The sequence below is a fragment of the Flavobacterium aciduliphilum genome (assembly GCF_003268855.1).
GTDB lineage: Bacteria > Bacteroidota > Bacteroidia > Flavobacteriales > Flavobacteriaceae > Flavobacterium > Flavobacterium aciduliphilum.
This window is the reverse complement of the sequence record NZ_QLSZ01000012.1, coordinates 1-13,969: the sequence shown is the minus strand read 5'-3', so window position 1 is coordinate 13,969 and position 13,969 is coordinate 1. Positions and strand designations below refer to the sequence as shown.

Annotated in this window: 10 protein-coding genes; 6 read left to right on the top strand and 4 right to left on the bottom strand. The window is 34.5% G+C overall.

From position 1 onward, the window contains the following. The first annotated feature begins 22 nt into the window (after window positions 1-22). Both mdh and secDF read left to right on the top strand, forming a co-directional pair. The gene (gene mdh / locus CLV55_RS11375) at window positions 23-958 is read left to right on the top strand and encodes a malate dehydrogenase (RefSeq protein ID WP_112113925.1); all 936 of its coding nucleotides are present in this window, start codon (window positions 23-25) and stop codon (window positions 956-958) included. A 208-nt stretch (window positions 959-1,166) separates the two neighbouring features. Next, a complete protein-coding gene (gene secDF / locus CLV55_RS11370) occupies window positions 1,167-4,151 on the top strand; it encodes a protein translocase subunit SecDF (protein WP_112113924.1) in 2,985 nt (994 codons plus the stop codon). Between the two features lie 77 nt (window positions 4,152-4,228). Here the strand turns inward: secDF and prfB are convergent. Beyond that, a protein-coding gene (prfB, locus tag CLV55_RS11365; protein WP_112113923.1) for a peptide chain release factor 2 occupies window positions 4,229-5,321 on the bottom strand; the annotation gives its coding sequence in 2 pieces (ribosomal slippage) (window positions 4,229-5,257 and window positions 5,259-5,321; 1,092 coding nt in all). A 47-nt stretch (window positions 5,322-5,368) separates the two neighbouring features. Here prfB and CLV55_RS11360 point away from each other — a divergent pair. Then, entirely contained in the window at window positions 5,369-6,394 is a 1,026-nt protein-coding gene (locus CLV55_RS11360; RefSeq protein ID WP_112113922.1) for a threonine aldolase family protein, read from the top strand. Between the two features lie 15 nt (window positions 6,395-6,409). Here CLV55_RS11360 and CLV55_RS11355 read toward each other — a convergent pair whose 3' ends face one another. Together CLV55_RS11355 and CLV55_RS11350 are read right to left on the bottom strand one after the other, a co-directional pair. Next, the gene (locus CLV55_RS11355) at window positions 6,410-7,882 is read right to left on the bottom strand and encodes an aminotransferase class V-fold PLP-dependent enzyme (protein WP_112113921.1); all 1,473 of its coding nucleotides are present in this window, start codon (window positions 7,880-7,882) and stop codon (window positions 6,410-6,412) included. A gap of 77 nt (window positions 7,883-7,959) precedes the next feature. Further along, entirely contained in the window at window positions 7,960-9,534 is a 1,575-nt protein-coding gene (locus CLV55_RS11350) for a S41 family peptidase (RefSeq protein WP_112113920.1), read from the bottom strand. A 135-nt stretch (window positions 9,535-9,669) separates the two neighbouring features. Here CLV55_RS11350 and CLV55_RS11345 point away from each other — a divergent pair, with 135 nt between their 5' ends. Both CLV55_RS11345 and CLV55_RS11340 read left to right on the top strand, forming a co-directional pair. After that, window positions 9,670-11,235 (top strand): protein adenylyltransferase SelO, encoded by a 1,566-nt coding sequence (locus tag CLV55_RS11345; protein ID WP_112113919.1) that lies wholly within the window; start codon window positions 9,670-9,672, stop codon window positions 11,233-11,235. A gap of 13 nt (window positions 11,236-11,248) precedes the next feature. Beyond that, window positions 11,249-11,878, top strand: a complete 630-nt coding sequence (locus CLV55_RS11340) for an MgtC/SapB family protein (RefSeq protein ID WP_112113918.1) — start codon at window positions 11,249-11,251, stop codon at window positions 11,876-11,878. A 159-nt stretch (window positions 11,879-12,037) separates the two neighbouring features. On the opposite strand, the gene CLV55_RS11335 is transcribed toward CLV55_RS11340, so the two are convergent. Then, a complete protein-coding gene (locus CLV55_RS11335; RefSeq protein WP_112113917.1) occupies window positions 12,038-12,940 on the bottom strand; it encodes a hypothetical protein in 903 nt (300 codons plus the stop codon). A 164-nt stretch (window positions 12,941-13,104) separates the two neighbouring features. Here CLV55_RS11335 and CLV55_RS11330 point away from each other — a divergent pair, with 164 nt between their 5' ends. After that, window positions 13,105-13,671, top strand: coding sequence for a hypothetical protein (locus CLV55_RS11330; RefSeq protein ID WP_112113916.1), 567 nt, complete (start codon window positions 13,105-13,107; stop codon window positions 13,669-13,671). Window positions 13,672-13,969 lie beyond the last annotated feature (298 nt).

Below are 13,969 nucleotides of genomic sequence, written 5' to 3'. Positions count from 1 at the left end.
CATTATAAAAACACACAATAAAATGAAAGTTACTATAGTTGGAGCAGGAAATGTTGGCGCAACATGCGCTGATGCAATTGCTTACAGAAGAATTGCGAGTGAAATCGTATTATTAGATATCCGAGAAGGTTTTGCAGAAGGAAAAGCACTCGATATTATGCAAACACAAACTACTTTAGGATTTAACACTAAAATGGTTGGAAGTACTAATGATTATTCAAAGACTGCAGGAAGCGATGTGGTTGTAATCACTTCGGGTATTCCTAGAAAACCCGGAATGACAAGAGAAGAGCTAATTGGAATTAATGCAGGAATTGTAAAAGGAGTGGCAGAAAATTTATTAGCTCATTCTCCCAATGCCATTGTCGTGGTAGTATCCAATCCAATGGATACGATGACGTATTTGACTTTAAAAGCTACGGGTCTGCCAAAAAACAGAATAATTGGAATGGGAGGAACCTTAGATAGTTCCCGTTTCAAAACGTATTTGTCTTTGGCATTAGACAAACCAGCAAATGATATTCAAGGAATGGTTATAGGAGGTCATGGCGATACAACGATGATTCCATTAACTCGATTGGCATCTTATAACGGTGTACCGGTTTCTCAATTTTTATCAGAGGAAGAATTGGCTAAAGTATCTGCAGACACTATGGTTGGAGGGGCTACTTTAACAGCATTATTAGGGACTTCTGCGTGGTATGCACCTGGAGCTTCTGTAGCTTTTTTGGTGGATGCTATTTTGAATGACCAAAAGAAAATGATTCCTTGTTCAGTATATTTGGAAGGTGAGTATGGTCAAAACGATATCTGTATTGGTGTTCCATGTATTATTGGAAAAAATGGAGTTGAAAAAATTGTTGATATTTCCTTAAATGAGGATGAAAAAGCAAAATTTGCTAAAAGTGCAGAAGCCGTTAGAGGAATGAATGCGGATTTAAAAACAATTTTAGGCTAATCGGTTCTTAAAAAAATAAAAAAGACTGCTTTTGCGGTCTTTTTTTTTAATATTAATGTGCAAATAATTTGTTAATGTTTAGGTTAATTATATATTTGCACGTTTCAAAAAGTGTATTTACAAGTGGCTTTTGGGATTTCTATTGAAAATCAAAAAGTTACTTGTTTTATATAAAATAATAATTAAAATTAATTAATATTTAGTAATAATGCAGAATAAAGGACTTATTAAATTTTTCGCAATTCTATTTGCATTGGTGAGTATTTACCAACTTTCATTCACTTTTGTAGCAAGCGGTATTAAAGATGATGCTGTGGCTTATGCAAAAGGAAATCAACTTAAAGAAGTTGAATATCTAAATGACCTTAAAAATAAAAAGGTATTTAGTTTATTTGGTTTGGTTGATTATACTTATGCAGATGTAAGTGGAAAACAAATCAATAAAGGTCTTGATCTTGAGGGAGGAATCAACGTGATTCTTCAAATATCTGTTAAGGATGTATTAAAAGGTCTTTCAAATAATTCGAAAAATGCTGTTTTTAATAAAGCATTAGTAGATGCTAAAAACAATCAAAGAGGAAATCAAACGTATTTAGATGCTTTTTTTGAAGCTTTTGATGCCAATTCTAATGGAACGGTGAAATTGGCTTCGCCTGAGATTTTTGCAAACAAAAATATGGCTGATGAAATCAATTTTAAAATGACGGATGACCAAGTGAAAAAGGTAATTCGTAAAAAAGTTGACGAATCTGTTGAAAGTGCTTTTGAAGTATTAAGAAAACGTATTGATAAATTTGGAGTAGCTCAACCTAATATTGCTAAATTAGGACAAACAGGAAGAATTTTGGTAGAGTTACCAGGTGCAAAAGATGTTGACCGTATTAAAAAATTATTACAGTCTACGGCTCAGCTAGAGTTTTGGGAAACATACAAAATTGATGAAATGGGAAGTTTCTTAATGGCTGCTAACGAAGCTTTGAAAGCATCTGAAAAAGGAACAGCTAAAGAACAAAAAGCGGTTGTAAAAGACTCGTTGAGTGCGATGTTGGCAAACAAGTCTAAAGATTCTGTTGCTGATAAAAAAGGGAACAATCCAATTTTTGATAAATTTGTCTCACAAGGAGGTGGACCAATTTTAGGAGTTGTTGCTGTTAAAGATACTGCAAAAATTAATGCGTATTTCAAAAGACCAGATATTAAAGCGTTAATCCCTGCTGACAAACGTTTTGTGAAGTTTGTTTGGGGTAAACCTAATGTTATTAAAAACGAAAAAACACAAAAAGAAGAAGAAACCTTCGAATTATATGCGTTACGTGGGAATAAAGATAATGTAGCACCTTTAAGTGGAGGCGTAATTGTTGATGCTCGTGATACTTTTGATCAATTAGGAAAACCAGCTGTTTCTATGCAAATGAATGGTTTAGGTTCAAAAAAATGGGAAGAATTAACAGGAAATGCCTTTACAACGAAAGGGTACATTGCTATCGCATTGGATGATGTTGTTTATTCAGCGCCAGGTGTTTCATCAGGACCAATTGCTGGAGGTCGATCTGAGATTTCGGGTAACTTTGATGTAACTGAAACAAAAGACTTAGCCAATGTTTTGAGAGCAGGAAAATTACCAGCAGCAGCTGAAATTATTCAATCTGAAGTTGTAGGACCTTCTCTAGGAGAAAAAGCAATCCATGCCGGATTTATTTCTTCAATCGTTGGATTCTTGTTGGTATTCTTGTGGATGGTATTCTATTATGGAAGAGCAGGATGGTATGCAAATATTGCTTTGTTAGTTAACTTATTGTTTTTGTTTGGAATATTGGCTAGTTTAGGTGCTGTATTAACATTACCTGGTATTGCGGGTATCGTTTTAACTTTAGGTACTGCGGTTGATGCGAACATCATCATTTATGAAAGAGCTAAAGAAGAATTACGTGATGGTAAAACCTTGGCAGAAGCCGTTAAAACATCCTATGGATGGAAAGGTGCGATGCGTTCGATAATCGATGCAAACGTGACTCACGTATTAACTGGGGCAATATTATTTATTTTCGGTACAGGCCCAATTCAAGGATTTGCTACTACATTGTTAATAGGTATTTTTACGTCATTATTTACATCAATTTTTATAGCTAGAATTTTTATAGATAAAGATGTTGCCAATAATAAAGATTTAACATTCTCTACACCGATGACTAAAAATTGGTTTACAGGATTCCATTTCGATTTCGTAGGCATCAAAAAATGGACGTATTTATTTTCCTCAGCGGTAGTTGTGGTGAGTTTGATTTCAATATTCTTTATCAATGGTTTAGATCAAGGTGTTGACTTTGTAGGAGGACGTACATTCCAAGTGAAATTTGAAAAACCAGTAGAGCCTACTCAGGTTTCGGATGAACTTTCTAAAGAGTTTGGTACTGCAGTTGAAGCCAAAGTTTTTGGAGATGATGATCAGTTGAAATTGACTACCAAATATAAAATCAAAGAAGAAAGTGCAGAAGTTGATAAAGAAGTAAATATGAAGTTGTTTAAAGTATTAGGTAAATATTATACTAATATAGATTACAATAAATTCATTAACTCTTATAATGGTAAAAAAGTTGGGGTTCTTCAAGCCTCTAAAGTAGGAGCTGCAATTTCAGAAGATATTAAAACAAATTCGTATTGGGCAGTTCTTGGAGCTATGCTAGTGGTTGGTTTGTATTTAGTGGTTTCATTCCGTAAATGGCAATATTCCTTAGGTGCTATCGCTGCGGTATTCCATGATGTGATATTTGTGTTGGGAGTGTACTCATTAGGATATAAATACATGCCGTTCCACATGGAAATGGATCAACATTTCATTGCTGCAATCTTGACGGTAATTGGATACTCAATGAATGATACCGTAATCGTATTTGATAGAATTCGTGAGTACTTAGGAGGTAATAAGAAAGGTCACTTTAAAGATGTTGTAAATGCTTCTATTAATAGTACATTATCAAGAACCTTAAATACTTCTTTGATGATGATATTGGTATTATTAACCATGTTCTTGTTTGGTGGGGAATCTATCAGAGGATTTATCTTCGCTATGCTTGTAGGGATCATCGTAGGAACGTATTCGTCATTATTTATTGCAACTCCAGTATTAGTAGATACTATGGATAAATCTGAAGTTGAAGACATTGAACGTCGTCATTTTGATGAGCAAGTATAAATAGGTGATATTTTGTTTAAATAATTAGGGCTACTTTTTGAAAGTAGCCCTAATTATTTTTTTGGAAGTCCAATTATTTATTCTTTTTGCCCCATCATCATTAAATAGGCTTTCAAAAATTTGTCTAAAGCGCCATTCATTACGCCATCGACATCACTTGTCTCGCAACCCGTACGAACGTCTTTCACTAGTTTATAGGGTTGCATTACATAGTTTCTGATTTGAGATCCCCATTCGATTTTCATCTTACTGGCTTCAATATCGGCTCGTTGTTCTAATCGTTTTTTCAGTTCCATTTCGTACAACTGAGAACGTAACATTTGCATTGCACGCTGACGGTTATCTTGTTGCGAACGAGTTTCAGAACATTGAATTTGAATTCCAGTTGGTTTATGGAACAACTGTACTTTGGTTTCAACTTTATTGACATTTTGTCCTCCTGCACCGCTAGAACGAGAAGTAATGATCTCAATGTCAGCAGGATTAATCTCAATTTCAATAGTATCATCTACTAGAGGATAAACATATACAGAAGCAAAAGAAGTATGTCGTTTGGCATTGCTGTCAAAAGGAGAAATCCGCACCAAGCGATGTACGCCATTTTCACCTTTTAAATACCCAAACGCAAAATCCCCTTCAATTTCTAATGTTACAGTTTTAATACCTGCAACATCGCCTTCTTGAAAGTTTAGCTCTTTAATTTTATACTGTTGATTTTCAGCCCACATCATGTACATACGCATTAACATGGACGCCCAATCACAGCTTTCTGTACCGCCAGCCCCAGCCGTGATTTGCAAGACAGCACTCATGCTATCTCCTTCGTCAGAAAGCATATTTTTAAATTCTAAATCCTCAATGAATGAATTGGTAACTTCAAATTGGGTGTCGAGTTCTTCTTCGGTGGCATCGCCATCTTTAAAAAAGTCATACGTAATTTGAAGTTCTTCACATAAATTGGACGCTTTATCAAAATCTTCTACCCATTTTTTCTTTGAGCGTAAGTTTTTGACTACCAATTCAGCTTGTTTGGGATTGTTCCAAAAATCGGGTGAAAATGTTTTCTCCTCTTCGTTGGTAATTTCAATTAATTTGGCATCAATGTCAAAGATACCTCCTTAACGCACCAAGGCGTTCTACAATACCTTTTATTTGTTCGGTATTTGTCATAAATAATGTAATTTTGTAGGCGCAAATGTAAGGCATCCAAATGTGATATGGAAATAAATTTAATAAGTGATACGGTAACACGTCCTAGTAGTGAGATGTTACGCGCCATGTTTAATGCAAAAGTAGGCGATGATGTATACAAACAAGATCCAACTGTAAATGAATTGGAACATACCGTAGCTGAACTTTTTGGTATGGAAGCGGCGTTGTTTTTTCCGAGTGGAACTATGGCGAATCAAACCGCTATTAAATTGCATACCAATCCAGGAGAGCAAGTCATTTGCGATAAATATGCTCATATTTATCACTATGAGGGAGGAGGAGCTTCCTTCAACAGCGGCGTTTCTTGTTGTTTAGTCGATGGTGATCACGGCATGATTACAGCCAATTTAGTAAAAAAAGCTATTAATGACCCCGAGTTTTATCATGCGCCATTGACTTCTTTAGTCAGTCTTGAAAATACAACTAATAAAGGGGGAGGAGCATGTTATGATCTTCAGGTGATGAAAGAAATTAAACAAGTGTGTGTAGATCATAATTTAAAATATCATTTGGATGGAGCCCGTTTATGGAATGCTATGGTGGCTAAAAAACAGCACCCCAAACTTTTTGGAGCCTTGTTTGATACGATTTCGGTTTGTTTGTCAAAAGGACTAGGAGCCCCCGTTGGATCATTATTATTAGGGAGTCAGGACGATATAAAAAGAGCTTTAAGAATCAGAAAAATTTTTGGAGGGAATATGCGTCAGTCGGGGTATTTAGCTGCGGCCGGAATCTATGCTTTGCAAAACAACATCATGCGATTGGAAGAAGACCATAGGAGAGCTAAAGAATTAGGAACTTTGCTGGCAAGCTTACCATGGGTTGAAAACGTGGCTCCTGTTGAAACTAATATTTTGATTTTTCACGTAAGACCTTCTCTTGATGAACAATGGGTTATTGAAAAATTCAAGCAAAAAAATATCTTTATAAGTTCTATGGGACGAGGTATCTTGCGTATTGTAACTCATTTGGATTATAAAGAAGTGATGCACGATTATGTTATGGATGCCATATCGCGTATTACTTTTTAAACCATACAAGAGACGTTATACGGAAAACCAATCTGAGATTAAGGCATCTTCAAGAATTGCACCTTGTTTGTGTACAAATTCATTAGTTGTACTGTTATAGACATAATCGTCTCCCCATGTTTTGAAATTCAAGGATACGTCTATTATACTTTGACATACAAATTTTATTTCTTCCGTGCTAGTTGTAGGGTGAATTGACATTCTAATCCATCCTGGTTTTTTTATTAAATCTCCTGATGTAATAGAACAAACTACATCATGAGACGTTTCTTTATCTACATGTAATAAATAATGACCATAGGTTCCAGCACAACTGCATCCTCCGCGTGTTTGAATACCAAAACGGTCATTGAGAAGTTTAACGCCTAAATTGTAATGTAAGTCTTTGATATAAAATGAAATGACTCCCAATCGATTTTGATGTTCTTTAGCTAAAATTACGATAGACTCTATAGGACTTAGGGTTTCAAAAACATAATCGACAAGTTCTTTTTCACGATTTAATATGGCTTCTACTCCCATTTTTTCTTTAAGTTCAATCGCTAAAGCTGTTTTTATCACTTGTAAAAATCCTGGGGTTCCACCGTCTTCACGATCTTCGATGTTGTCTATATATTTGTGTTCTCCCCAAGGATTCGTCCACGAAACGGTTCCGCCTCCAGGACAATCAGGGATGTTATTTTTATATAAATTTTTATTGAAAACGAGTACGCCAGAAGTACCAGGACCACCTAAAAATTTATGAGGTGAAAAAAAGATAGCATCCAAATAACTTTCTGGATCTGAGGGATGCATATCAATGGTAACATAAGGACCAGAACAAGCAAAATCGACAAAACAGACACCCTGATGTTGGTGCATTATTTTGGCCACATCATGATAGGGTGTTTTGATTCCCGTAACATTCGAACATGAAGTAATGGAAGCGATTTTGAAATGTCGGTTTTTATATTTTTCTAATAGAATTTTTAAATGGTCTAATGAAAATAATCCTTCTTCATTAGCTGGAATAATTTCGACATCAGCCATGGTTTCTAACCAAGAAGTTTGATTCGAATGATGTTCCATGTGTGATACAAATACGATTGGCTTCAGCGCATCAGGAATATTTGTGTATGTTTTTAAGTTTTCTGGAATTTTGAGTCCCAAAATCCGTTGAAATTTATTCACCACTCCCGTCATTCCAGTACCTGTATTGATTAGGACATCATTTTCTGAGGCGTTGACATGCTTTTTGATTACTTTTTTGGCATGATGATAGGCTTTAGTCATAGCCGTTCCCGTGATAGAGGTTTCTGTATGCGTATTGGCTACAAAAGGTCCAAACGTATTCATGATTTTTTCTTCGATAGGGCGATACAGACGTCCACTTGCCGTCCAGTCTGTATAAATAATTTTTTTCTTCCCAAAAGGAGATTCAAATTCTTGGTCAATACCAATAATATTTTTTCTGAATTCTGAAAAATATTGCTCTAAAGGTGACATCATCTCAAAAAATCAATTGTTGATTAGGGTACAAATATAATGATTTTGCTTCCTATTTTTTGAGGCTTAAAAATTATAAATCACTCTTTTCTAATCGATATTTCATTTTTAATCCAATCTATTTCAGGATCGTTGTTTTGGATTTCATCAAATACAGTATGAGGTATGGGAACGTCGGGATAAACGCCATGTCCAATTAAGATATCTTGATGGGTTGTTTTTATATTCATCAACCCTAAGCGCCAATATAATTTTGAATAAGGTAATTTTAAAATCGGTAAGAGTCCCGCCACTGTAGCATTACTGCCACCTCCAGTTTCTTCTCCGACAAAAGTGACGGTTGGATTCGATTTCAAGCTAGAAGCCAGCAAGCATGAAGCAGAAAAGCTCCCTCCATTGATAATCACATATATTTTTCCTGTAAAATGCAAGGGATTATTTTTTCTCTTTTTTGATCCGACAAGGCTGTAGGTATAAGTTCCGTCTTCGTGTTTTTGTGTTCTCATAGTAGAAAATGCCATATAGAACGGATAGAAAACTCCTAAAATCGGATAGGTGTAGCTTGGCATTTTTCTAAAAAGTCCCAACTTCCATAAACTGGTTTTGGAGGTCACTTCTGCGGGTTGTAACATCGTAAAAGGCTGGTCGGTGAGGTAGGAATACAAATCCACGACATCGGCTACCTTACCTCCCGGATTGTCGCGAATGTCGATGATTAATGTATGAGTACCTTTGTGATGCAGTTGTTCAAAAATGGTTTTATAAGCTTTCGCATAATGGCCTTTAGAGAAGTCTCTAAGTTTTAATACTGCCACCAGACTATCTTGACTTAAAAAGGATACTTCTTTACTGCAATTTTTAGAGACTTCGTCATAACCCATAATACGTTTCTCTTTCTTGCTAAGTATCTTTTTTGATACCACAGCGGATGATGCAATCGAGTCTTTTTTGATTTTCTTTTTTTCTAATTTTAGACGGTGAACTGTAAATTCTTTGAGCGAATCGTGCTGGAAAAGGGTGTAATGTAAACTATCATGGATGCCGATTTCAGAGGTTACATAACTCGTAAATCGTTTAGAAAATCCCTTGTCGATATACGTTTTATTGTATCCATCAGAGGAAAAGGTTTTGCTGTATTTTTGATACAATGCTTGCGGAGTCAGATCGTTAATTTTAATCACTTCGGCTCCCAATGGGATTGTTTTCTGTGTCGAACGATTTTTTGTGATATATAATTTCTTATCAATCCAATCAAAATCAAATTGGGAAAGCGGTCCTAATCCTGTTTTAGAAAGTCGATGGACTTCTTTTTTTTCCATTTTTTTTGATGGGGCATACAAAATCATGTGTCCTTGCTTTACTGAAGCAATGATGGGACTGAGTTTGAAATAAAAATCCTTACTCGTTAGAGGTTGGTCGATAGACTTCTTTAAACTATCAAATTTGAATTCCAAAGCCTCCTCTGAAATATATAAATACAATTGAGGATGAAGTTTTTGTAGTTTATGTTGCACATAATCAATGTCTTTATGAAGTTTTTCAACGGAAATAGGCGTGTCTAGTTTTTTATTGTAAGTCGCTACTGAGGTACAATTTGTAAACCATAAAACAAAGCCAAGTAAACTTATTTTTAGCAATGTATTCGTTTTTTTCATTTAATAAAAATTACAATCGAATGTGTCAAAAATACATTTAATTATGGGTTTATTGGTTTTTTTAACGATTCATTAAACATAAAACGGTTTTGGTATTATTGTGTATCTTTGAAACTTCAAATAGTGTGTTTCCAGATGACGTTACATTTTGACAATAAATTTAGTAAAGCCTTACCGGCAGATGCACTTTTAACCAATGATACACGATTGGTAACGGGGGCTTGCTTTTCATATGTGACTCCAAGAGAACCCGCTCAACCTCTATTGGTTCACGCTTCGGAGGAAGTAGCCGCATTACTTGGAATTTCTACTCAAGATTTATCATCGGCTTCTTTTCTCGAATTTGTTTCAGGAAAAAAAATATGGCCAGAAACAAAGCCTTATGCTATGAATTATGCGGGACATCAATTTGGACACTGGGCAGGACAATTAGGCGACGGAAGGGCAATTGTTTTGGGAGAAATTGTTCATAACCATCATTCTTGGATGGTGCAATTGAAAGGAGCAGGGCAAACACCCTATTCACGACGTGCTGATGGATTGGCTGTTTTGCGATCGTCTATTCGCGAACATTTGTGTAGTGAAGCGATGTATCATTTGGGAGTTCCTACAACACGTTCGTTGGCTCTGGTGGAAACAGGTGATCTTGTATTGAGAGACATTCTTTATAATGGGAAATCTGCTTATGAAAAAGGAGCTGTTGTATGTAGAGTAGCGCCAACATTCATCCGGTTTGGTAATTTTGAGCTTTTAGCTGCACAGAATGATATAAAAAATCTAACCGCTCTAGCTGATTTTACGATTGCGCATCATTTTCCGTATATACAATCTTCGGGGAAAGATAAATATCTAGATTTTTTTAAAGAAGTAACTTCAAAAACTTTGGAAGTAATGGTGGCATGGCAACGTGTGGGATTTGTTCATGGGGTGATGAATACAGATAATATGTCTATTTTAGGCTTAACCATTGATTATGGTCCTTATGGTTGGTTGGAGGATTATAATCCCGATTGGACACCTAATACTACGGATAGTGAACATAAAAGGTATCGATTTGGTAACCAACCCTATATCGCATTGTGGAATTTATACCAATTAGCCAATGCACTTTATCCGCTGATTAGAGAAGCTGCTCCAATGGAAACTATTTTGGAAGGCTATAAAACCGATTATGAAAAGGACTATGAGGCTATGATGAAACGAAAGATAGGTTTGTTTGAAAATGAGAATAATGATGCATTAATGCTCCAATCATTGGAAGAACTATTGCAAGCAACAGAAACCGATATGACACTGTTTTTTAGGTTGTTGGGAACTGTTTTAAAAGAATCAAGTCGTGAAGAAGCATTTCAACAAATAACTGAGGCTTTTTATAATGGCCAAGGTTTGAATCATTCGGTTAAAGAAAGTTTTTACGAATGGTTTGACTGGTACCTCGTTCGATTGCGGAAAGAAAGGCAATCCGATTTTGAGCGAAAAGTAGCGATGGATGCTATCAATCCAAAATATGTTTTACGAAATTATATGGCTCAATTGGCTATTGAAGATGCAGAAAAAGGTATCTTTGATACGATAATTGAATTACATACTGTTTTAAAAAAACCGTATGAGGAACAGCCTGAATTTGAAAAATGGTTTGCCAAAAGGCCCGAATGGGCTCGGCATAAAGTTGGATGTTCGATGTTATCTTGTAGTTCATAAAAAATAATAAAAGATGTATGATCATATTTTTCAATTACTATTAGCTCTTTTTATAGGTTCTGTAATTGGTTTAGAACGAGAAATTAATGGAAAAGTGGCTGGGTTTCGAACGATGGCTTTGATTTGTTTAGGGTCGACAATTTTGACCATTATCTCCATTCAAATGGGAGGTGCTTCGAGTCATGATCGTATTGCGGCCAATATCCTCACAGGGATAGGGTTTATAGGAGCAGGAGTCGTCTTTAAAGACGGATTGAATGTAACAGGGATTACAACTGCCGCAACAATTTGGGTTACCGCTGCTTTAGGAATGTGTATTGGATGTGGCAATTCGCTGTTAGCTTTTCAGGGAATGATCTTTACGATTATCGTTTTATTCTTTTTTGATTCAGTATTGTTTCTGATAACCAAACAGCGCGAACATCGTAGTTATGCTATTTATTTTAAGAAAGAAAGCGATGCCAACATGATTCTCGGTAAAGTGAAAGAATTAAAATTGAAATGTCTTAAGAAAATTGAAACAAAAGATGATAATCGCATCCGGTTACATATTACTCTTTTTGGAAATAAATCCATGATAGAATCTTTCAATGACTATTTACTTGAAAATGATAATATAAAATCATTTGATAGTTTTCAATGATAGGAAAATCCAAAGAAAATCTTTTTAAAGGTACTTTCCGATAAACAGTGTAAGTTAAAAATAATGGGGTTTTTAATAACACCGTTTTTTGGATAGTATTGCTATAAAATAGGCTGCTCTTAATTCAGAACAGCCTATAAAAATAATTAACCTTGAAATTTATTTTTTTGTTTTTGATGTTTTTTGAAGTTCTTTTTTTGCTTTTTCAAGTTCTTCTTTGGCTTTAATCAGTTCCTCTTTAGCTTGTATCATCTCTTTTTTGGTTTGTTCCATATCATTGTCAACATCATTTTGAGGCATGTTTTTACGCATTTGCTCCATTTGTTGTTTAAAATTATCCAAACCTTCTTGATTTCTAAAATCGAATTCTTGATTGAAATTTCCTTTATCACTAAAATCAAACTGCTGTATTTTGTTTTCTTCTTTTATTTTTTCAATTTCTTCAGGAGAATAATCATCTGCACCTTCAACAACTTTACCATCTTCAATTACTAATGGTTTTTTACCATCTTTTTGAATCATGATTTTAGATTTAGATTTAGCTGTTCCAGTTCCATCATTTGGAAATGAAAAACTGAACGATTGAGCATTTGGATTGTTCCGACCCAGCTGAAATTGTTTCAGGATGTCCTGAGGATTCGTAAATCCATTCATAAAATCGTTCCCTGCAATCATGTTATTGAATTGATTCGGTTCGCCAAAACCTATTTCTTCCCCATTTTTATAAAAAGTGATCGCAGGAATAGGTTTTTGGTTATTGTATTCCATAGAACCTTTATTTCCTTTTCTATCAGAATATTCCAATTTCAAAGCAGTAATTTCGTCATTAGCATTTCTTTTCACTCCAGAAAATTTTATAGTAATTCCTTTCTCAGAGAGAGCTTTAACGTCTTCTTTCATTTCAGATTCTGGTGTTTTTTTATTCCAATTCATGACGATATCTTCTTTGTGTAGGTCTGAATCAGATAAAGAAAATGATTTTTCATCTTGTGCGAACAAAGACAAGTTGTTTAGGGACATCATTGCAAAAGCAAATAACCAAAAGATTTTGTTTTTTGACATAACGTACTAAAATTTAATATTTCAAAACAAATGTATAAATAGAATAAAATTGTTGGAAGTAAGTTTACATTTTTTTAACTTTTTTAAGGAAGATTTAGCAAATTATCAATATAGTTACGCTGTTAAAATTGATTGATATGTTCCAAAATGTTTTAATTTGCAGCATGATAATGAAAATATATAATAAGACTAATTTCCATAAACATACCTTCTGCGTTTTTCAAGAGGTAGATTTTTCAGAGATATCTAATCTTAGGTTAGGCTTCAAAAGTAAATCGGGAAGTAGTTATTATTTTGTTGAAAATGGGGTGTATCGCGAATCCAATCATTGGGGTAGGGCAGCTAATTGTAAATGGAGGCTTCAAAAAAATAACAACGTTACAAATCAAATTGGCAAACGAACTAAATTAGGTTTTGCTAAATGGACAGATTTTTATAATGATAATGATGTGGATCGGTTATATTTTATTGAAGTAGATTTTGGAAACAGACACGTTACTTTCAATCATAAAGAAAGTTCCAATTACAGTAAAGAAAAAGTGTTACGAAATGAACCAGATACTACAAAGATCATCAAGCAAATTAGAGTCTTGTTTGATGAGTATTCTTGGGCAAAACATTTTAAAGAAGAAGATATTGATTCTTTAAGAAAAGAAATAATCTTTAAATTAGTTCACACGAATGCCACTTTTCAAGAAATTCGAAAAGAGTATTTACATGATGGTAAATAATAATTGTAATAGTCAGAAAGCATTTCTATTATAAAAAAAAAATCTCAGAATCATCTAACGATTACTCCAATTTAATATGAATCATCAAAGCCAAGATTTTTGTTTTTTCTATTAAAAATTGAAAATCACTTGTAGTTACATGTTTAAGCATCAAAAAAAAGCGTAATTAAAAAATGCACTGCCCCCAAAAAGTTAGACACTATTTTGGGGGTATTTTTATGGAAAGAAAAGTCAAGTATGATTATGCATTTAAGTTAGAATGTGTAGAATTAGTTTTAAAGAAGCATTATTCTTGTGA